Origin of the sequence: Parasutterella muris, assembly GCF_943193095.1 — a bacterium.
Lineage (GTDB): Bacteria > Pseudomonadota > Gammaproteobacteria > Burkholderiales > Burkholderiaceae_F > Parasutterella > Parasutterella muris.
The window spans coordinates 1-20707 of the sequence record NZ_CALPCV010000037.1 but is presented as its reverse complement, the minus strand read 5'-3'; the positions used below and the strand labels follow the sequence as shown (position 1 = coordinate 20707).

At 52.4% G+C, this 20707-nt stretch carries 15 protein-coding genes; 3 read left to right on the top strand and 12 right to left on the bottom strand.

What is annotated here, in order from left to right; genetic code table 11:
* Positions 1-173 precede the first annotated feature (173 nt).
* The 4 genes from rpsI to glpK all read right to left on the bottom strand — a co-directional run bounded on the left by rpsI (position 174) and on the right by glpK (position 4283).
* Positions 174-566 (bottom strand): 30S ribosomal protein S9, encoded by a 393-nt coding sequence (rpsI, locus tag NFR90_RS10720; RefSeq protein WP_160334567.1) that lies wholly within the window; start codon positions 564-566, stop codon positions 174-176.
* Positions 567-568: 2 nt separating this feature from the next.
* Positions 569-997: a 50S ribosomal protein L13 gene (gene rplM / locus NFR90_RS10715; protein WP_160334566.1), complete on the bottom strand. Its 429-nt coding sequence runs from the start codon at positions 995-997 to the stop codon at positions 569-571.
* Between the two features lie 332 nt (positions 998-1329).
* Positions 1330-2790, bottom strand: a complete 1461-nt coding sequence (locus NFR90_RS10710; RefSeq protein ID WP_251452962.1) for a glycerol-3-phosphate dehydrogenase/oxidase — start codon at positions 2788-2790, stop codon at positions 1330-1332.
* Positions 2790-4283, bottom strand: coding sequence for a glycerol kinase GlpK (glpK, locus tag NFR90_RS10705; RefSeq protein ID WP_251452960.1), 1494 nt, complete (start codon positions 4281-4283; stop codon positions 2790-2792). The genes NFR90_RS10710 and glpK overlap by 1 nt, the downstream gene beginning before the upstream one ends.
* 149 nt (positions 4284-4432) lie before the next feature.
* Here glpK and NFR90_RS10700 point away from each other — a divergent pair, with 149 nt between their 5' ends.
* From NFR90_RS10700 to NFR90_RS10690, 3 genes are all read left to right on the top strand, one after another.
* A complete protein-coding gene (locus NFR90_RS10700; protein WP_160334564.1) occupies positions 4433-4744 on the top strand; it encodes an HPF/RaiA family ribosome-associated protein in 312 nt (103 codons plus the stop codon).
* 184 nt (positions 4745-4928) lie between these two features.
* A complete protein-coding gene (gene uvrA / locus NFR90_RS10695) occupies positions 4929-10499 on the top strand; it encodes an excinuclease ABC subunit UvrA (protein WP_251452958.1) in 5571 nt (1856 codons plus the stop codon).
* 122 nt (positions 10500-10621) lie between these two features.
* A complete protein-coding gene (locus NFR90_RS10690; RefSeq protein ID WP_251452956.1) occupies positions 10622-11122 on the top strand; it encodes a MarR family winged helix-turn-helix transcriptional regulator in 501 nt (166 codons plus the stop codon).
* 67 nt (positions 11123-11189) lie between these two features.
* On the opposite strand, the gene lptG is transcribed toward NFR90_RS10690, so the two are convergent.
* The 8 genes from lptG to NFR90_RS10650 form a co-directional block, all read right to left on the bottom strand.
* Positions 11190-12326: an LPS export ABC transporter permease LptG gene (lptG, locus tag NFR90_RS10685; protein ID WP_251452955.1), complete on the bottom strand. Its 1137-nt coding sequence runs from the start codon at positions 12324-12326 to the stop codon at positions 11190-11192.
* Complete coding sequence (lptF, locus tag NFR90_RS10680; protein ID WP_160334561.1) at positions 12323-13480, bottom strand: LPS export ABC transporter permease LptF; 1158 nt, start codon at positions 13478-13480, stop codon at positions 12323-12325. Before lptF ends, lptG begins: the two co-directional genes overlap by 4 nt.
* A gap of 101 nt (positions 13481-13581) precedes the next feature.
* On the bottom strand, positions 13582-14610 hold the full coding sequence (locus NFR90_RS10675; protein WP_251452953.1) for an ABC transporter ATP-binding protein: 1029 nt from the start codon (positions 14608-14610) through the stop codon (positions 13582-13584).
* Positions 14607-15647 (bottom strand): ABC transporter ATP-binding protein, encoded by a 1041-nt coding sequence (locus NFR90_RS10670; protein ID WP_251452943.1) that lies wholly within the window; start codon positions 15645-15647, stop codon positions 14607-14609. The genes NFR90_RS10675 and NFR90_RS10670 overlap by 4 nt, the downstream gene beginning before the upstream one ends.
* Positions 15648-15656: 9 nt before the next feature.
* On the bottom strand, positions 15657-16589 hold the full coding sequence (locus NFR90_RS10665; protein WP_251452941.1) for an ABC transporter permease: 933 nt from the start codon (positions 16587-16589) through the stop codon (positions 15657-15659).
* The gene (locus tag NFR90_RS10660; RefSeq protein ID WP_251452939.1) at positions 16576-17796 is read right to left on the bottom strand and encodes an amidohydrolase; all 1221 of its coding nucleotides are present in this window, start codon (positions 17794-17796) and stop codon (positions 16576-16578) included. The genes NFR90_RS10665 and NFR90_RS10660 overlap by 14 nt, the downstream gene beginning before the upstream one ends.
* A gap of 9 nt (positions 17797-17805) precedes the next feature.
* The gene (locus tag NFR90_RS10655; protein ID WP_160334556.1) at positions 17806-18771 is read right to left on the bottom strand and encodes an ABC transporter permease; all 966 of its coding nucleotides are present in this window, start codon (positions 18769-18771) and stop codon (positions 17806-17808) included.
* A 54-nt stretch (positions 18772-18825) separates the two neighbouring features.
* Entirely contained in the window at positions 18826-20418 is a 1593-nt protein-coding gene (locus NFR90_RS10650; RefSeq protein WP_251452937.1) for an ABC transporter substrate-binding protein, read from the bottom strand.
* Positions 20419-20707 lie beyond the last annotated feature (289 nt).

Below are 20707 nucleotides of genomic sequence, written 5' to 3'. Positions count from 1 at the left end.
GACAGACTTCTAAAGAAGATGCCTTCGGATTAAGAGCTGAGCCTCTGCTAGAGGCTCTAGATTCTGCAATATTTCAGAGACGAACTGAACTGTAGGCTCAAGCAATAAAAAAGGCCGCCGAAGCGACCTTTTCTGCGGTATTTCGATCGAAGACCGAAATTTCCAAAAGCGAATTAACGCTTGGAGAACTGTTTACGGCGACGTGCCTTACGCAGACCGACTTTCTTACGTTCAACTTCACGGGCGTCACGTGTAACGAGACCAGCCTGAGACAGAACGGACTTCAGTGTTTCATCATAGTCGATGAGAGCACGAGTGATGCCGTGGCGGATAGCGCCGGCCTGACCGGACTCACCGCCGCCTTTAACGTTGACCTTGATGTCGAATGTTTCGACATTGTCAGTCAGAACGAGAGGCTGACGAACGACCATACGGCCGGTTTCACGGTGGATGTACTCGTCAAGAGTGCGACCGTTGATTTCGATTTTGCCAGTACCGCGCTTAATGAAGACACGAGCAACAGAGCTCTTGCGGCGGCCTGTGCCGTAGTTGTAATTTCCAATCATTTTTAGATCTCGAGCTGTTTAGGTTGCTGTGCGGAATGCTTGTGTTCGGAACCGGCGTAAACGAAGAGTTTCTTGAACATTGCGTAGCCAAGGGGGCCTTTCGGGAGCATACCCTTAACAGCGATTTCCAGAGCACGACCCGGATGCTTTTCCTGCATCTTGCGGAAAGTTGTTTCATAAACACCGCCGGGGTAACCGGAGTGACGGAAATACTTCTTGTCTTCCGTCTTGTTGCCTGTCATCACCAGCTTGTCAGCGTTGACAACGATAATGTAGTCGCCCGTGTCGACGTGCGGTGTGTATTCAGGCTTGTCTTTACCACGGAGTCTGAGAGCGATTTCAGCGGCAAGGCGGCCGACAACCTTATCGGTTGCATCAACCACGTACCATTCGCGCTTTACTTCAAGCGGCTTGGCCGAGAAGGTTTTCATTACTTTTCACCTATAAATTAAGTGTCCAAAGGACACTCGACATTTTTTCTAATACCCAGAGCCGTCAGGCCCTGAGATGACATTTTTACAACGGACGAGCGATGACGAAAGGACAACGCTCCAACAGAGAGGACAGGATTATACGGAAAAAATCACAGAGATTCAACTTGATAAGATAGGGATGTAAAACTTTGTTATACCTGAGTCTCATTCCTTCCCCGACGACGGCCTTTAAAACAGCCTTTTTTGAATCAGCCGCCGACTTTTCACTCCCGTTCCCATATACCGCCTAAAAGAAGAAAAGCCGGAATTTTTGTCCGGCTCTCTAAAGTTTATTCGGCTTGCTCAAACACCGGTTTGATCTTCGGCAGAAGCTCTTCAGTGCGCTTAGTGCTCATCTGGCCGATTCTCAGGCGGCGATACAAAACATCTTCAGGATAAACCGCAAAGGCGTTGTCTCTGCAGTGACGCGCGAACGCGAGCAGTTTTTCTTCCTCAAGCTCGCCTCTAAACGCCGCCTTTTCAATCGTCTCGGCGTCAAAGGCCTCGTCTCGGTAAATCGACATGTATTTTGTAGGACACGGACGCTTATAGATCAACCCCTGATCCACCGCGACCGACATCGCGTGTTCGGCCATCGCTCGATAAGCCGTCCATTTGCCGCCGGTAACGGTAACCATATTCTTAAATTCCGGGATCACCGAGTGCTCTCGGGAAACCGCTGCGGTGGAACCGCCCGCGGAAGGATTAAAGAGCGGACGAAGTCCGGAGAAGGATGCAAGCACATCCTTGCGCTCAATCGGATAATCCAAATAGCCTCGCGCGGTTTCAAGCATGAACTCAATTTCTGCTTCGGTCGCCTCGGGATGGAAAGTAATATCCTTTTCCTCAACGTCTGTCGTGCCGATTTCCAGCACTCCGTGCCACGGAATACAGAAAAGCACACGGCCGTCCTCCGTCTTCGGAATAAACATGCCGGTCTTTCCGCCAAAACGCTCGAGACTCACAATAATATGAGAGCCGCGGGAAGCGCGAATCAGCGCTCTTGCCTCCGGATTGACCATGCGGCGGATTTCATCGGTCCAAACTCCGGCGGCGTTAAAGACCATGCGGGTCTTCACTTCATACTCATTGCCGCTCAATTTGTCCTGAACACGAACCGTCTGAATCTCACCGCTCTTGCCGCGGCCGAAACCAATCACCGGCGCATAGTTCAGCGCAAGCGCGCCTCTGGCTTCCGCGGTTTTCACGAGCGCGATATTCAGACGCGAATCATCAAACTGCGCGTCCCAGAACTGAACGCCGCCTTTGAGGCCCTGCGGCTTGACACCGGGGAGACGGCGAATCGTCTCCGCCGCCGATAAGTATTCTGTCTTGCCGATCTGATAGCCGCCGCTCGCCATTGCGCTGTACAGGCAGAGGCCTGCCATGTAGTACTCACGCTCAAAGTTCTCGTAGCACGGAAGAATGAACGGTTCCGGATGCACTAAGTGCGGCGCGTTGCCTAAAAGCAGCTTGCGCTCGATCATCGCTTCCCGAACCAGCTTCCAATCACGGGGATTCTTCATATAGCGCACGCCGCCGTGAATGAGTTTCGTCGAACGGCTTGAAGTGCCCTCGGAGAAATCATGCGCGTCCAGCAGCAGTGTCGTAAATCCGCGCGCTGCCGCATCGACCGCTATGCCCGAGCCTGTCGCTCCGCCGCCGATTACGACAACATCCCAGACCTTGTCTTCGCTCAGTCTGTTAAAGCGCGCCGCGCGCTCCGGATTTGCCTTTAATTGTCCTGCCATCACTGCTCCCATCCTCTTGTACGAGCCACTGCTCGATGCCATTGCTTGGTTAAATATTCTCGTCTGTCCTGCGACATCTTCGGTTCAAAAATTCTTTCCCGGCGCCAAAGCGATTCAATCTCAGAGAAATCCTCCCACAGACCGATGCCAAGGCCGGCTAAATAAGCCGCGCCGAGCGCGGTTGTTTCGGTCACGACCGGACGGACTACGGGCACATTGGCTAAGTCGGCCTGAAACTGCATCAGCAGATCGTTCTCCGCCGCTCCGCCGTCAACCCGCAGCTCTTCGACCGGCGCGCCGGTGTCGGCGGCCATGACTTGAAGCACTTCATTGCACTGGAACGCTATCGATTCTAATGCAGCCCGAGCGATATGAGCGCGGCTTGTGCCTCGAGTTATACCGATAATTATGCCTCGCGCAAAAGGATCCCAATACGGCGCGCCTAAACCGACAAACGCGGGCACTAAATAGACTTCCCCGTTATCCTGAACCTGGGAAGCCAGAGTCTCAATTTCTGCGCTGGTTCTGAAAAGTCCGAGCCCGTCTTTCAGCCACTGAACCACCGCGCCTGCAATAAACACACTGCCTTCAAGCGCGTATGAGCGATCGCCTCCGACCTCCCAGCCGACCGTACTCAGCAAATGATCCGACAGCGGCGCGGTTTTTCCGGTGTTCATCAGAAGAAAACCTCCGGTTCCGTATGTATTCTTGGTCATGCCGGGACGGAAACAGGCCTGTCCGATGGCCGCACTCTGCTGATCGCCCGCCGTCCCGCTAATCGGAATGCACGCGCCAAGCACCTCAGGATCGCTCTCGGCAAGCGCGCCGCAGGACGGCGTGATTTCCGGAAGCATCGAGACGGGCACGCCAAACATGCCTAAAAGTTCCTCATCCCAGCGGCCGGTGCGGATATTGGCTAAAAGCGTGCGCGAGGCGTTGGTAATATCCGTCATGTGACGCCTGCCGCCCGTGAGATTCCAAATCAGCCAGCTGTCCACCGTCCCGAAAAGCAGCTCTCCGGCCTGAGCCTTTGCACGGGCGCCGCTCACATGATCCAAAATCCAGCGAATTTTCGTAGCGGAAAAATAAGGATCCAGTTTGAGCCCTGTCCTCTCTCGGATCATGAGACTGTGCGCGCCCAGCGCCTCACACTGCTCCGTTGTTCGATGATCCTGCCAAACGATAGCCGGATAAATCGGCCGCCCCGTCGCTTTCTCCCAAACCACCGTCGTCTCACGCTGATTGGTAATGCCTATGGCGGAAATATCGGAAGGCAAAATATTTAAATCGGAAAGCGCCCCTTTAAAACAGGCAAGCTGCTGTCGAAACATCTCCATGGGGTCCTGCTCGACCCAGCCCTCTTTCGGGAAAATCTGAGTCAGCGGCCTCTGACAGGCAGCCTGCGGACTGCCGTACTCGTCAAAAATAATGACACGCGCGCTAGTCGTGCCTAAGTCAAACGCGGCAACGTACTTAGAGCTTCCCAAAGGCATCTAAAGAGTCCCTCCTAAAGATATAAGCTGATCGGAGCACATTTTTTTGATTGTGACTCAAATTCTCTTTTTTTTCGAGACCCCCTGACATAAATTAAAAAGTATGAAACAATCACCAATAGAAGTTTTAAAAAGAAAGTGAGGTATATATGAAGCTTCCCCTCCAAGTTAGTTTCCACGGTATCGATCGTTCCGAAGCTCTTGAAAACCTGATTGCCAAAGAAGTCGAAGGTCTGCATAAATTTGATGCTGATCTGATCAGCTGCCGCGTCGCGATTGAAAGCGAAGGCCGCCATCAGAATCAGGGCAGAGAATGCAGCGTCAGAGTTGCACTCAACGCCCCCGGTCATGAATTCATCATGAACACAAAGAACGAAGATGCGCACGCAGCAGTCCGTGCCGCTTTTGATTCCCTTGCCCGTCAGGTCAAGGACAATGCAGCAAAACGCAGAGGCAATTAATTTGCTTTCTTCTCTGTAAGAAAAGGGCCCTTCGGGGCCTTTTCTGTTTACCAAACAAAACGATACACATTTACTCTTTTTTCTTTTCCTTCCATAGAGTTATAGTTACGATCACCAAAGTGTCGGTTTTAAAAACGACGTAATTTTTCTCTATAGGACCTCGTGTCCGTTTAGTACGAAACAGATGCAAGCTGAAAAGAAAAACAACGACTCAATCCGCATCCGCGGTGCGCGTCAGAACAACTTAAAAAATGTCAATGTCGACTTCGAACACGGAAAACTCACCGTGGTCACCGGCGTCTCCGGCTCCGGTAAATCGTCTCTGGTTTTCGACACCCTTTACGCCGAAGGCCAACGCCGCTATGTAGAGACGTTCAGCCCCTACGTGCGCCAGTTCATGGACCGCATGGACCGCCCGAAAATCGACAGCATCGAAGGCGTGCCGCCCGCGATCGCTATCGACCAGACCAATCCCGTTCGTACCTCAAGATCAACCGTGGGCACGATGACCGAACTCAACGATCATCTGAAAATGCTCTTTGCACAGGCCGCGAAACTCTACTGCCGAGGCTGCGGAAAAGAAGTGCGCGAGCAAAGCGCTCAGGATATCTGGGAAGAACTTTCGCAGCGCTTGGAAAGCGTCTCGCCCGATGCGCGCCTGTACGTATGCTTTCATATGCCGGTGCCCCCGTCCCTTCCGGTTGAAACCGCTCTTTCCGGTTTAGAGGCTCAGGGTTTCACTCGCTGTACTGTCGTCCGAGAGGACAGGGACGGCGCGCTGATCGAAGTCGTCGCCGACCGTTTTAAGCCCAACGTGACCAAAAGCCGAGCCGTGGAAGCGATTGAAACAGCCATGAGACTCGGGAAAAACGCCCTTGAAATCAAAGTGCAGGTTCTCGGCGCCGAAGAACAAATCTGGAAATTCACCGCTTCTCTCTCCTGCCCTGACTGCGGTATCACATACGCGCGGCCGCATGACTCAACCTTCAGCTTCAATTCTCCGCTCGGCGCCTGCGAAACCTGCCGCGGATTCGGCCGCGTGATCGGTGTCGACTACGGCCTTGTCATACCGGACGAAAGCAAATCACTCGCTGAAGGCGCGGTTAAGCCCTGGAATACCGAGTCTTACGACGAATGCAAACAGGACCTGCTTCGCTATGCGCGCGAACGCAGCCTCGACGTCGAAAAACCCTTCCGAGAACTCACAAAAGAAGAAAAGGATTGGGTTCTTTACGGCGATCCTAAATGGACAAGCTTCCGCTCCAAACGCTGGTACGGAGTTAAACATTTCTTCGAGTGGCTCGAAACCAAAGCCTACAAAATGCACGTCCGAGTTCTGCTTTCTCGCTACAGAAGCTATTCGGACTGCCCGGACTGCCACGGCGCGCGCCTCAAGCCGGAGGCGCTTCTGTGGCGCTTGGGCACGCTTGAAAACGCCAAGCATGCGAGGCAGTCCGAGAACGGCAGCTACAAGTGCTTCCGACCGAACGGAACACTCTTTTCCGAAGAGGTGCTGGAAAACCTGCCGGGTTTAAATATCCGCGATCTGATGCTGCTGCCGATTGAAAGACTTCAGACTTTCTTTGATGAGCTTGTGCTGCCGCGCGCTCTGCAGGAAGGCTGCGAGCACCTGCTTGAAGAAATCAAAACGCGTCTTCGCTTTTTGAATGAAGTCGGTCTCGGATACTTAAACCTCGATCGACAGAGCCGCGCGCTTTCGGGAGGCGAGGTTCAGCGCATTAATCTGACAACCGCGCTCGGCACGTCGCTCGTCAACACGCTCTTCGTACTCGACGAGCCCTCTATCGGTCTGCATCCGAAGGATATGGACCGCGTGAATTCAGTCATGCGCAGACTGAGAAAAGCGGGCAACACACTTGTCGTTGTGGAACATGACCCGCAGGTCATGCTCGCGGCCGACCGCGTCATTGACATGGGACCTGGACCCGGCGCCAAGGGCGGAAAAATCGTCTTTGACGGAACCACGCAGGAGCTGAAAAAATCCCGAACGCTGACCGGTTCATATCTTCGCGGCGAACGACCCTTCCCGCGCTCCAAACACAAACGGATCAATCCGGCTAACCCTGCGCTCGTTCTGCTCGGAGCACGCGAACACAATCTGAAGAATCTGGACATTCGTATTCCGCTGCACTCGATCGTCTGCGTTGCGGGTGTCTCCGGATCCGGCAAGTCCACACTCGTTCAGGACGTGCTCGTCCCTGCACTGATGAAAGCCAAGGGCAAACCTACAGAAGCGCCCGGCGCCTTCGAGAAACTCATCGGGGCGGATCTCATCACTGACATCTCCTTTGTGGATCAGTCGCCTATCGGAAAAACGACGCGAAGCACACCTGCGGTGTTCATGGGCGCATTCGACACCATCCGCAAACTCTTTGCGGCTGCTCCGACCTCGCGTCTGCGTCGTTACGAACCGAGCATGTTCTCTTTCAATTCCGGCACGGGACGCTGTCCGTCCTGCAGCGGAAGCGGTTTCGAACACATCGAGATGCAGTTCCTCTCCGACGTGTACCTGAGCTGCGCAGAGTGCGGCGGCACTCGTTACCGCCGCGAGATCCTTGAAGTCAAACTCAAGCGCAAAGACAAGGAAGCTTCTATTGCGGACGTCCTCGACATGACTGTGGATCAGGCGCTCGACTTCTTCAGCGAAAACAAAGAAATCGTCCGCACCCTGACCCCGTTGGTTAAAGTGGGCTTGAACTATCTCAAACTCGGTCAGCCGATTCCGACGCTCTCCGGCGGAGAAGCCCAGCGGTTAAAGCTCGCCAAGCATCTTGCCGACGCGCTGAAAGGCGAAAGCAAAAATATGCTCTTCGTCTTTGACGAACCGACAACCGGCCTGCATTTTGACGACATTTTCAAACTGATGACCTCTCTGCAGGAGCTGGTGCAGGCAGGACACTCCGTGCTGCTGGTCGAACACAACCTTGACGTGATCAACGCCTCGGACTGGATCATTGAACTCGGTCCCGAGGGCGGAGAAAAGGGAGGAGAAGAACTCTTTGCCGGCACTCCGAGAGACTTTGAACTAAAAGACACGCCGACCGGCTTGGCCTTGGCCGCGTACAACCGAGCGATCCGCGATAAGCAGCCGTCGCTTTTCTTCACCGATTTCAAACCGGAACCCGTCGCAGAAACCACACCGCCCTCTTCAGACGCGATCACTATCGTAAACGCGAGAGAACACAACCTGAAGAATTTGTCGCTGAGCATTCCGCGGGATAAATTCACCGTGGTCACCGGTGTCTCCGGTTCCGGCAAGTCAACGCTCGCTTTTGATCTGGTCTTCAACGAAGGTCAGCGCCGCTATCTGGAGTCGCTCAACGCCTTTGCCCGTTCTATGGTGCAGCCTGCGGGCGCACCTGACGTGGACGCTATCTACGGCATTCCTCCGACTGTCGCGATCGAACAAAGAACCTCTCGAGGCGGACAAAAATCTACGGTCGCCACAATGACGGAGCTCTACCACTTCCTGCGCCTTCTCTACGTCAAACTCGGCGTTCAGTATTGCCCGGACTGTCATGTCCCGGTGCTGCCTCAGTCCTCGGGAGAAATCTTCTCGTCGCTGATGAGCGATTTCCGCGGAAAAAAAGTTGAGTTCATTGTCCCGCTCATTAAAAACCGCAAGGGTCTTTATAAGGATTTGGCTCAGTGGGCCAGAAACAAAGGCTTTAATGAACTGATTGTCGACGGACAGCGTGTCAGAAGCTCGCCCTTCCCCAAGCTCGATCGCTTTAAAGACCACACCATCGAACTTCCGGTGGGCAAGATCGAAGTGACCGCGGAAAATGAGGCGGACGTTAAACAGCTGATGGACCGCTCACTCGAACTCGGTGACGGAGTTTTTGAGACTTCCGACGGCAGCGCTGTCCGCACCTTCTCTACAAAACTCAGCTGCCCGAGCTGCCGCAAGAGCTTCCCTGCGCTTGATCCGCGCCTCTTCTCCTACAACTCCAAGCTCGGCTGGTGCCCGACATGTATGGGCAACGGATTCAAACCGTTCCAGAACGCGATGTCTGTGGACGAGAACACGGGGGAACTGACCGCCGATTCGATGCAGGAACTCGTCGAATGTCCCGACTGCCGCGGAACACGTCTGAACGCGATCGCAAGGAATGTTTTCTTCGCCGGAAAATCCATCGCGGACGTCAATAAGATGACCATCGAAGAGGCTGAAGAGTACCTCAAGGGAATTAAGCTTCAGGGAAGAGAAGCGAGCATCGCCCGCGACGCCCTTAAAGAAATTCTCTCGCGTCTTTCTTTCCTCAAGGAGGTCGGTCTTTCCTACCTCACCTTGGATCGAGCCGCGCCCACACTCTCAGGCGGTGAAGCGCAGCGAATCCGTCTGGCTTCGCAGCTCGGAACCAACCTTCAGGGCGTGTGCTATGTGCTGGATGAACCAACGATCGGTCTGCATCCGAGAGACAACCAAATTCTTTTGTCCGCGCTGAGCAAACTCACTTCCAAGGGCAACTCGCTTTTGGTGGTCGAGCATGACGTCGACACCATCCGCGCGGCGGATCACGTGATTGATATCGGCCCGGGCGCGGGCGTAAGAGGCGGAAAACTGATCGCTCAGGGTACTGTTGAAGATATCGAAAACGCTCCGGATTCTTTGACCGGCCGCTACCTGAAGAACCCGCTGCAGCACAATGGGAAATCAAGACGCAAAACAACAAAAGCATCGCCGGCAATCCTCCTTAAAGGTGTCAGCGCGCACAACCTCACTGACGTGGAGGCGTCTTTCCCTCTTAATCGTCTGACGGTTCTGACGGGCGTTTCTGGTTCCGGCAAATCCACCCTTGCGCGCGAAGTCCTGCAGACAAACCTGATCAACGCAGTGCATCACAAGAAAGAAGGAGGTGCTCCGCTTGAAGGCTGCACGGAACTTTCCGGCTGGGAATCCGTGGACCGTGTGCTTGAAGTCGATCAGACGCCGATTGGCAAGACCCCGCGTTCGTGTCCGGCGACCTACATTGGTTTCTGGGACGATATCCGCAAGCTTTTTGCAGGAACCGAAGAAGCGAAAGCACGCGGCTATACCGCCTCGCGCTTCTCCTTCAATGTAAAGGGCGGCCGATGCGAAGCCTGTGAAGGACAAGGCGTCATCACACTCGAGATGAACTTCCTGCCGAACGTTAAGGTCCATTGCGATGTCTGCGACTCGGTGCGCTTTAACGACGAAACCTTGGAAGTCAAGTGGAAAGGCAAAAGCATCGGGGAAGTTCTGAAGATGGAGGTCGACGAAGCAGTCGAGTTCTTTGCTTCGATTCCCTCGATCCACCATCCGCTCAAGCTGATGCAGGAAGTCGGACTCGGCTATCTGACGCTCGGGCAGCAGTCCTCCACCCTTTCCGGCGGAGAAGCGCAGCGCATTAAGCTTGTCACTGAACTTGCCAAGGTCAAGGATGACGTCCGCAAATCCGGTCGCAAACTGCCTGAGACGGTCTACATTCTGGACGAGCCGACTGTCGGTCTGCATATGGCCGACGTTGACAAATTGATCAAAGTGCTTCATCGTCTGGTCGACGCCGGCAATACCGTCATCGTAATTGAACACAATCTTGATGTGATCGCGGAAGCCGACTGGATTATCGATATGGGACCTGAGGGCGGCTCCGGCGGCGGTACCGTGGTTTACAGCGGAACGCCGGGCCGCATGTGCAGAGCCAAGACCCATACCGCGGAGGCGTTAAGGAAATTTCTTGAGGAAACCCGCCCAAAAAGCGCACGTTAAAGCCTGAAATTTTTCCTCCACCTCCCACTATAGGCGCTTGAAAGGGAGCATCAAAATCCCTCTTTCTATAATCACACCCATCAGCGGCGAGTTGATTCGCCGCAGGGAGTGTGGAGGTAGCAGTGAGCGAAAAGTATGAAAAGGGGACACTGCGCATTTTGCGCTATGTCTACAATCAGATGGAAAGATGCAGAAATGCAGACTTTGACGCGCTGGGCATTACCTCCTCTCAGGCAAGCGTGATGATGTACCTGTTTAAGAATCGGAAGCTTGAGGTGACCCAGCAGAACGTGCAGGCAGCCCTCAAGCTGTCCCACCCGACCATCACAGGACTCATGCAGCGTCTGGAGGCAAAAGGATTTATCAGCCGCTCAACCAATCCCAACGACTGCCGACGCAAATGCGTCACGCTGACGGATAAGGGATGCGAGATTGAACGGAGCCTAAAGACCAACACAAAAGGTATGGAAGACAGAGCGCTTGTCGGCCTTTCCGGCGATGAAATAAAGACATTCGAAAGATGCCTTTGTACGATCGCCGAAAACTTGAAAAAAGAAGAGGAAAACATTTCTACCCAGCGGCTCATTAGGGAAATGAAGCATCGAACACAAAGAACCCGATAACAAAAAACTCGAACCCATATAAAAAAGGTTCGAGTTTTTTATTGGCGGCTCCGCCGCTCTTTTTTATCTACGCCCTGCGCTCTACAAACCACATCGCGGCCCCCGCGCAGCTCAGCATCAGTATTGAAGGCATCATCGCTGAAAGCACCGACGGGACACTGTCAAGCACACTCATAAACGCAAACAGATTATTAAGCGCATAGTAGAAAATACCAATCATAATGCCGCCGAAAATCTTAATCGCCATGCCTCCCGAACGCGCGTTCTGATAGGCAAACGGCATCGATAAGGCCAGCATGACCAGAATTGCCAGCGGATAAAAAGCTTTCGACCAAAAAGCGGTATCAAAGCGTTTATAGGTCTGTCCGTTATCTTTCAGGTACTCAATGTAGTGATGAAGCTCCTGAAGCGACATGTCCTCGGGCTTGATCATAAGAAGACCAAAAATATTGCCGTCAAGGCTCTTGCCCCAGACCATCTCCTTCATGGCCTTCATTGTGACCGCCGCGTCGGTCTGTGCTCTCGAATCCTTCGGAATGGTCGGAACCGCTTCCTGCGTCACATCGTGCAGTATCCAGCCCTTTTCTTCGGAATAAGTTCCACTCTTTGCCGTAATGATGGAACCGAGGTGATTCGGTTTATCAAAAACGTATATGACCCAATCGTAAGCGGCTTCTCCGGGTTTAAGCCTCTTAACATTCACGAAGCTGACCTGAGAGGCGCGCCCCTGCTCATTTCTCTGAACGTCACGCACCCAAATGCCGGAATCCAATTCCTTTCCTGTAAAATCCGAACCGCTGACATCCAGTTTCAGCTCCTTGGCAAGGCGCTGCGCCGGCGGAGCGACCATATTTCCAAGTAGATAAGCAAAGATGACCAGCACAATTCCGGGCGCGAGCAGCATCCCGAAAAACTTCCACGGACCGATGCCGGAAACTCGAAGCACCGTGAACTGACTTGTTTGCGCAAATCGAGCCAGCGTAAAGATCGCACCGAGCATGACCGCGATCGGCAGGACTTCATAGCAGCGCGACGGAAGAATAAGCCCGGTCATGATGAAGGCCTGAAGCAGCGAGTATGTCGTCCCGATGTCGCCTGACTGTCCGATCAGATCAAAGAAGGCAAAGAGCGCGACCAGCGTCAGAAGAACAAAAAGCGAGTTCTTCATGATCTGCTTAAATACCATTCGAGAGATGATGGTCATTTTTTATCCTTCTTTTCAGCCCGTTTCGCCGCCGCGACACGAAAAGGCTTCGTTAAAAAGCCCCAAATCCTTGCATCAAAATGACCGACATTCAGCGTCATCAGACGATAGAAAAGATAAGCCGACAATAACGCCACCGGAACATTCATATAGAGCATCGCCGAGTAAATACCGACCTTGCCCTGAGTGATCCATGTCTGGAAAATAGACAGTCCGTTCAGATAAAGAATAAAGATTAAAACCGCCGCCGTCTGACCGTAGTACTTTAGCGACCGCGGATTGTTGTATGAGAGCGGAATACCAAGAATCGCCAAATTCAAAGCGATGAGCGGCCAGGACAGACGCCAGAAAATTTCGGCAGGCGCCTTTCTGTTTTTGCTTTCCAAAAGCTCCTTAAACGGCATCGCGTTCACGCGGGCGCTGCTGACCTGAGACGTGGGAGAGCTGTCGAGCCGAACTTCATATTCGCCAAAATCGGATACCGACGCACCCAGCCCGCTCGGATCCGTTTCATACTTTCGGCCGTCCTGCAGAATAACGTAGCGATCGCCGTTCGGTTTAGTCTCCAGATGGCCTTTCTTGGAAGTCAGCACCGAACGTGAACCGTCTTTTTTTAACTCCACCAAAAGAAGCGTTTCGACGTTCCCGCGCTCCTGATCCACCTGCTCCAGAAAGAATACCTGACGCCCGCTCTTAGCTTCAATAAAGCGGCCGGAAGAGAGTTTCGTCACGTCTTCTTTCTGAGCAAAACGGTCACGGTAGGACTGAATCTGACTGCGCGACCACGGCGAAATCACAATCGAGCAGGCCGCGACAAGAAATACAATCGGAATCGTGAATTTCAGCACAGGCCGAATCCATGAGGCAAGACTTAAGCCGCCCGCTGAGAACCAGACAAACATTTCACTGTCGCGCCAATAACGATTCAGCGTCATCAGCACTGCCAGGAAAAGCGCCAGGGAAATCAGCGCCGGAAGGTTGACCAGGGACGTGTAGGCAACAACCTCCAAAATAGATCCGGTGTCATAGCGGCCGCCCGCCGTTTGGTTTAGTATTCGCACCAAACCAATGGTCACGACGATGGAGAACAGCACTGTAAACGCGCCGCCCGCCGTATTGGATAACTCTGAGGTAAGTGCCTTTCTATAAATCATCGCCAGCTTCGGTAATCTAAGCGCACCTTAAAGGTCCGCAAGATCGCTAGTTTATCAATTATTGATTTGTTCAGTAAATCCTCAGCATCAATCAAAGCAAATTAAATTCTTCGCTCCTCAACTGCGTGACAGGCAACTTCGGCCGTCGAGCCGTGCGAATCGATGAACTTCATCTGCGGAACTTCCCTTTTACAGCGCTCCGTCGCATAAGGACAGCGCGGGTGGAAGGCGCATCCGCTCGGCGGTTTGAGCGGATTGGGAACCTCTCCCGCCACAGGCGTGCGCTTCTTATGCATCTGTGTCATGTCGGGAATCGCTTCCAGCAGCATCCGCGTATACGGATGTCTCGGTTCCGTAAACAATGTCCGCTTATCAGTAAGTTCAACCAGGCGCCCGAGATACATGACGCCCACGCGATCGCTGATGTGATGCACAACGGAAAGGTTATGCGAAATAAAGAGATACGTCAGGCCGACCTCCCGCTGCAGATTCTGCATCAGATTTAATACCTGAGCCTGTACCGAAACATCCAGTGCCGAGGTCGGCTCATCACAAACCAAAAACTCCGGATGAATTGCAATCGCTCGAGCGATTGATATTCTCTGCCGCTGACCTCCGGAAAACTGGTGCGGATACTTCGCCTTATCTTCCTTCGACAGATTCACAAGATGCAGCACCGAGTTCACACGATCGTCAATTTCCTTTGCATTTCGCATCAGTTTTTGCGCGCGGATCGGTTCGGCCACAATTTTCCCGACGTTCCATCTCGGGTTGAGACTTGCATAAGGATCTTGGAAAATCATCTGAATTTTCCCTTTTGCAAGTTTTTCATCCTCTCCCTTCGAGTTAAAGAGATCTTTGCCGTCAATAACCACAGAGCCCTCCGTCGGCTTATAAAGTCCGACCAGCATTCGGGCGGTGGTTGATTTTCCGCATCCGGACTCACCCACAAGCGCCAGAGTCTCTCCGCGGCGAATATCAAACGAAACTCCGTCCACTGCCTTCAGAGTCGCTTTAGGCTTGCGCTCAATAAGCCGAGCCAGCAAAGACGGCGAAGCGTCAAAATATTTTTTTAAATTTCGAACGCTTACCAGAACAGACTGGGAAGCTTTGACATTCTCATTCATCATCTCGGCATATCCTCAGGCGCACGAATCGTAAAGGGCTCCGGCGGGAATACAGGAACATGCGCCTTTACTTCACCGGCTTTCCAGCATGCGCACAAATGGTTGGTTTCTCCGACAAGATTGGGTCGTTCACGAACACATTTCTCGTCTGCGATCGGGCATCTCGGATGGAACGGACATCCCTTCGGAACTTTCGAAAGTCTCGGCATGGAGCCGGGAATCTGCTGGAGGGTGTCTCTTTGGTCGCTGATGCGCGGAATCGCATTCATCAAGCCGATGGTGTAAGGATGGCGCGCTTGCCGAACCATTTCTTCGACCGGCCCGATTTCGACGAGCGTTCCGGCGTACATAACCGCAACACGGTCTGCAGTCTCCGCTATCACGCCCATATCATGCGTGACCAGCATCACGGCCGTTCCGTTTCCGACGCACAGTTTTTTCAGAAGCTCGATGATCTGAGCCTGCACCGAGACGTCGAGCGCGGTCGTCGGTTCGTCCGCGATAATCAGCTTCGGATCCGCCGAAAGCGCCAAAGCAATCACGACTCGCTGACGCATACCGCCCGAGAACTGATGCGGATAATTGTCAATTCTTCTTTCAGGTGCCGGAACACCGGTCTGTGCAAGCAGCGAGATCGCTTTTTCCCGTGCCTGCTGTTCGGAAAGATTGGAATGAACCCGAATCGTCTCAATCATTTGATCTCCGATCGCAAAAAGAGGATTCAGGCTCGTCAGCGGATCTTGGAAGATCGCACCGATTGAAGCGCCGCGAATTTTTTCTTTCTCGGGCTCCTTCAGATTATCGATTCGGCGTCCGTTTAAAAGAATCTCTCCGCCGGCCACATGAGCCGGAGCCCCCAGCAGACCGATAACCGAGTTGCCGACCATCGACTTTCCGGCACCCGATTCGCCCACAACGCCCAGCACTTCTCCCGGATAGATCTCAAAACTGACCTTATCCAGGGCTATGAGTTTCTCACGCCTCGTCGGGATCTCTACGACAAGATTTTTAACTTCTAAAAGCGGTTCTTGTTTTGTCATATTCCGCTCCTACTGCAGTTTCGGGTTCAGTGCATCACGCAGCCAATCGCCAAGCAGATTGATCGTGAGCACAAAAAGGATCAGAGCCACGCCGGGAAAGATCGCGAGCCACCACTCTCCTGAAAAGAGAAATTCATTTCCGACTCGGATCAGCGTTCCTAAAGACGGCGTTGTCGGCGGAACGCCAACGCCGAGAAACGAAAGTGTCGCCTCGGTAATGATCGCGGTCGCAACCTGAACAGTCGCCAAAACCAAAACCGGTCCCATCACATTGGGCAGAATATGCGTAAACATGATTCTCATGGAACTTACGCCAAAAAGCTGAGCGGCCTGAACATAATCCCGCTTCTTTTCCGTCAGTGTCGCGCCTCGAACCGTTCTTGCATAACGCACCCATCCGGAAAGAGAAATCGCAAAAATCAGAACCCCATAAGCGGCCTGATCATGAACGCTTTCAGGAAGAATCGCTCGGATGACGCCGTCAATGAGAAGCGCAAGCAGAATCGCGGGAAAACTCAGCATCACGTCGCAGAAGCGCATGATGAACGTATCGGTCATACCGCCCGCATATCCGGAAATGAGCCCCAGCGACACGCCGATCACAATGGAAATCAATACCGAAGAAAGGCCGATTTCAAGAGATACGCGCAATCCGTACAGGATGGCTGAAAACATATCTCGGCCCTGATCATCCGTGCCCAAAACAAATTTCCAGTTTCCTCCTTCCATCCATGCCGGCGGCAAAAAGGCATCAGAAAGATCAAAAGAGGCCAGATCAAAAGGGTTGTACGGAGCGATCGCTCCGGCAAACATTGCGGACAGAACCATTCCGAGCGTCACCATAAAACAGATGATCGCTACGGGCGCGTGTCTGAATTTCCAGATGAGATCGCTGTCCCAAAATCGGCTGAAGGCAGTGTTTTTCTGACTAGACGTGCTCATCGGCGGCCCCGTTCAGCGCATGCAGGCGCTGCTCTGCCGCGGCGGCAAGAAGTGTTGCCGCAAGCGGTGTGACATCGTCGTTGTAATCAAAATAAGGGTTATGCGCCGGAGCCCCGCCCTGACCGATGCGAATGTAGGCGCCCGGAACCTTCTCGAGCATGAATGCAAAATCTTCTCCGCCGGCCATCCGAGGATAGCTGCGGTCGACATTTTCTTCGCCCACTAAATCAGCAGCGATATCAGCCAGAATCTTGGCCTGAGCAGGCGTATTAATGACCGGAGGATAGAAGCGTTCATACTTTGTCTGAGCTTCACAGCCGAGACCCGCGGCGATGCAGGCGCTGATTTCACCGATTCTCTTTTCTACCAAGTCTCTTACTTCAGGTGAGAAGGTTCTAGCGGTTCCGACAATCTGGCAGGTTTCCGGACAGACGCTCTGCGCTCTCGGGTCTCCCGCCTGGAGCGAGCAGCATGAAACCACAGCGGTTTCCAGCGGATCAACCTCTCTGGAAACAATACTCTGCAGAGCCACAATCACATGAGCGGAAGCAAGCACCGGATCATGATTCATCTGAGGACGCGAAGCATGACCGCCTTTGCCCTTAACCGTAATCGTAAAGGCGTCTGCGGCGGCCTGCATCGCTCCGTAGTTCAGTGCGATCTTTCCGGGCTCCAGCGCTGATGAGTTGTGCAGCGCATAGACTTCAGCAACAGGGAAGCGATCAAACAATCCGTCATCGATCATATGTTTTGCACCTGACCAGCCTTCCTCTCCCGGCTGGAAAATCAGGACGACTTCTCCCGGAAAATCACGGGTTTCCGCGAGATATTTTGCGGCGCCCAGCAGTACCGCGGCGTGACCGTCATGTCCGCAGGCGTGCATACAGCCGCTGATCTGTGAGACATGATCGTGAGAAGAAAGTTCCGCCATGGGGAGCGCGTCAATATCTGCTCTGAGACCTACTCTCAGAGAGCCGGGACGAGCGCCTCTGACAACACCGACAACACCGCAGCCGCCGATACCCTCATGAACTTCATCGACACCAAAACTGCGAAGCAACGATGCAATTTTGCCGCTGGTCTGGGGCGTCACCAATCCGATTTCCGGATTCTTATGGAAGTCACGACGAATGTCTTTAAGCGTTTGCGCATATTCCTTAATCTGAGGAAAAGCGTTTTTATTGAAATCAAAAGATCGGGCTGACATGAAGATTCCTTAATCGGCCTTCAGTCTCGGATCTACCAAGAAATAAAGAAGGTCGACAATTAAATTGATCACAACAAATATGAGCGAGATGAGGCACAGATAAGCTGCCATCACCGGAATATCGGCAAACTGAACCGCCTGAATAAAAAGCAGTCCCATTCCCGGCCACTGAAAAACCGTTTCAGTCACAATCGAGAATGCGATGATCCCGCCCAGCTGAAGTCCGGTAATAGTGATGACCGGAAGGAGCGTATTCTTCAGCGCATGTTTATAAAAGATTTTAGATTTTGGTATTCCTCGGGCGTGCGCAAACCGGATGAAGTCTGATCGAAGCGTTTCGAGCATTTCGCTTCTCACCAGACGCATAACCAGAGCGATTTGAAATATCGCAAGCGTCGCCGCGGGCAGAATGATGTGTTTTAATCCGTCTGCCGTCAACAGACCGGTCGTCCATTTGCCAAATGCGACAATCTCACCTCTTCCGTAAGAAGGAAGCCAGCCCAGCCAAACGGAAAAAACCAATATCAGCAGAATACCGATAAAGAAGGTCGGTAAAGAAATCCCCAGAAGCGACAATCCCATCAGCCATTTGGCGATCATGGAGTCTTTATGGAGCGCGACAAACACGCCCAAAGGAATACCGATCAGCGTCGCAACAAAGGCGGAGAAAAATGCCAATTCAAGCGTTGCCGGCATTTTCTCTGCGAGAAGCTGAGCCACCGGCGCGCCTTGCCGCAGCGAAGTACCGAACTCGCCGTGAAGCGCATTTACAACAAACGTCCCGTACTGTTTCCACAGCGGTTCATCCAAGCCGAGACTCTGCCTCAGAGCAATCCTATCCGCCTCAGTCGCTTCCTGACCGAGCATTTGGGTAACCGGATCTCCGATAAATTGAAAAAGCAGGAATGCGATCAGCGTTACGACAAGCATAACGATGACGGCTTGGAGCAGACGTTTCAATACGAAAGTTAACATCTACTTTTTTCCAAGGTTGACGCCGGAGACAGTGCTCCGGCGAAAGCGGCAATTTTACTTGACAGTGACCTTATCAAGCTCTAGGCGATTATCCGCGCGCATCGGTGTATCAATGTTCTTTTTCATTGCCCAGTTAATGATCTGGGTATGCAGCGGAAGCTGGTAAACATTATGGTTCACCATCAGCAGAGCCTGCTCGATTAAAGCGTTTCGCTTTGTCGGCTCTGTTTCTGCCTTGATCTGTTCAATCAAAGCGTCCAGCTTGGGATCAGAGACTCGTCCGATATTGGAAAGTCCGTTGCCTTTCTGCACGTCGACTGTTTCGACCAGGGACTGGAGCGGGAAAAGCGCATCCTGAGTTGTTGCACCCCAGCCAACCATACCGGCTGAACTGTCAAACTTCAGCACTTTCGGGAAATAGTTCGCCCGAGGCATCGTATTAACGTTAACCTTGACACCGATTTTTGCCCACATGGCAGCAAGCGCCTTTGCGATTGCTTCGTCATTGACCCAGCGGTTATTCGGTGCATCCAGCGTGAATTCAAATCCGTTGGGATAGCCTGCTTCTGCGAGGAGTTTTTTAGCGGCAGCGGGATCATACGGCAGTCTTTCCGCCGCTTTTTCCGTCCATCCGTTTGTCTCGGACGAAATAATTGTGCCGTTGGGAATCGACATACCCCTCATGACAGTTCTCTTGAGGGTGTTCACATCAATTGCCTGATAAAGGGCTTTTCTAACGCGAATGTCTTTAAAGGGATTCTTAGTTGATTTTTTCCCGTCAATGAGAATATACGGCGACTCATCGCGCATCTGATCCAGAGAAATCATCAGAACGCGAAGCTCAGGACCTTCTTCAACCTTCAAGTCCTGATTTCTTTTCAGGCGGACAACGTCCTGCGTCGCAGGATCAAGCACGAGGTCAATTTCGCCCGATAAAAGTGCGGCCATACGCGTTGCAGCTGATTTAATCGGCGTGTAGACAGCCTCTGTCACATTGCCAACTTTATTTGCCTTATTCCACCAGTCCGGATTTTCAATAAAAACGGTCTTGATATCGACTTCTCGAGTCTGCAGTTTGAACGGCCCTGTTCCGTTTTCGTGTTTTGTCGCATAAGATTCTTCTTTACCGACAAAGTTCTGCGGTGCTGTGGCACCGTGTTTTTCAGCCCAGGCTTTATTCAAAATTCGTAGATTGGTCAACTGAGTCATCAGCACCGGAGAATGAGTGTTCGTTTTTACGAGAACCTCTCCGTTAGGCAATTCTTCAGCGCCCAAAATACCGGCGGTATAAGTTCTAAATTGAGAGATAGGGTGAAGCGCTCTGTTAATAGAAAAGACGACATCGGCAGAAGTCAGCGTCTCGCCTTCATGGAATTTGACGCCCTGACGGATCTTAAACACATAGCCTTCAGGAACGGATCTCCAGCTTTCGGCAAGACAGGGAACGATTTTCCCCTTGGAAAGTTCCACAAGCGGCTCGTACACGTACGAGTTGGCTGAATTATTAAGATTTTCGTTCTGAGCGTGCGGATCAAAAGTTAATATGTCCCCTTGACTTGCCCATTTGAAAGAGGCTGCATAAGCTCCGGAAGAAATACCGATACCCAAGGCCGCGCAGGCCATTGCAACTGCAACTAAACGACGCATATCTATCTCCTATAAAAATTAACGGTATGCCATAACTTTTATATCATGCAAAAACCGAAATTTATCGAAGGAGAGAGAAAAAATTACAACCCGAAAATACACTCATTGAATCGGTACAGCCTCGAAACTGTGCACGGGAGTAAAAAAATAACAATTTGATCTGTATAAATTTATCACCCCTCCGCACGGACAAAATAAAACCTCTCACCGCGTTCGCAGCAAGAGGTTTTAAGAATGGAGAGCCCGGAGACTACCTACTTTCGCAAGAAATACAACTCACTATCATCGG

Excerpts from the sequence above, each read along its gene's own strand:
- rpsI (WP_160334567.1), bottom strand. The coding sequence starts at position 566 with ATGATTGGAAATTACAACTACGGCACAGGCCGCCGCAAGAGCTCTGTT.
- lptG (WP_251452955.1), bottom strand. The coding sequence starts at position 12,326 with ATGACCATCATCTCTCGAATGGTATTTAAGCAGATCATGAAGAACTCG.
- lptF (WP_160334561.1), bottom strand. The coding sequence starts at position 13,480 with ATGATTTATAGAAAGGCACTTACCTCAGAGTTATCCAATACGGCGGGC.
- NFR90_RS10650 (WP_251452937.1), bottom strand. The coding sequence starts at position 20,418 with ATGCGTCGTTTAGTTGCAGTTGCAATGGCCTGCGCGGCCTTGGGTATC.
- NFR90_RS10710 (WP_251452962.1), bottom strand. The coding sequence starts at position 2,790 with ATGGCAGGACAATTAAAGGCAAATCCGGAGCGCGCGGCGCGCTTTAAC.
- NFR90_RS10670 (WP_251452943.1), bottom strand. The coding sequence starts at position 15,647 with ATGACAAAACAAGAACCGCTTTTAGAAGTTAAAAATCTTGTCGTAGAG.
- NFR90_RS10660 (WP_251452939.1), bottom strand. The coding sequence starts at position 17,796 with ATGTCAGCCCGATCTTTTGATTTCAATAAAAACGCTTTTCCTCAGATT.
- NFR90_RS10700 (WP_160334564.1), top strand. The coding sequence starts at position 4,433 with ATGAAGCTTCCCCTCCAAGTTAGTTTCCACGGTATCGATCGTTCCGAA.
- glpK (WP_251452960.1), bottom strand. The coding sequence starts at position 4,283 with ATGCCTTTGGGAAGCTCTAAGTACGTTGCCGCGTTTGACTTAGGCACG.
- uvrA (WP_251452958.1), top strand. The coding sequence starts at position 4,929 with ATGCAAGCTGAAAAGAAAAACAACGACTCAATCCGCATCCGCGGTGCG.
- NFR90_RS10665 (WP_251452941.1), bottom strand. The coding sequence starts at position 16,589 with ATGAGCACGTCTAGTCAGAAAAACACTGCCTTCAGCCGATTTTGGGAC.
- NFR90_RS10675 (WP_251452953.1), bottom strand. The coding sequence starts at position 14,610 with ATGATGAATGAGAATGTCAAAGCTTCCCAGTCTGTTCTGGTAAGCGTT.
- NFR90_RS10655 (WP_160334556.1), bottom strand. The coding sequence starts at position 18,771 with ATGTTAACTTTCGTATTGAAACGTCTGCTCCAAGCCGTCATCGTTATG.
- rplM (WP_160334566.1), bottom strand. The coding sequence starts at position 997 with ATGAAAACCTTCTCGGCCAAGCCGCTTGAAGTAAAGCGCGAATGGTAC.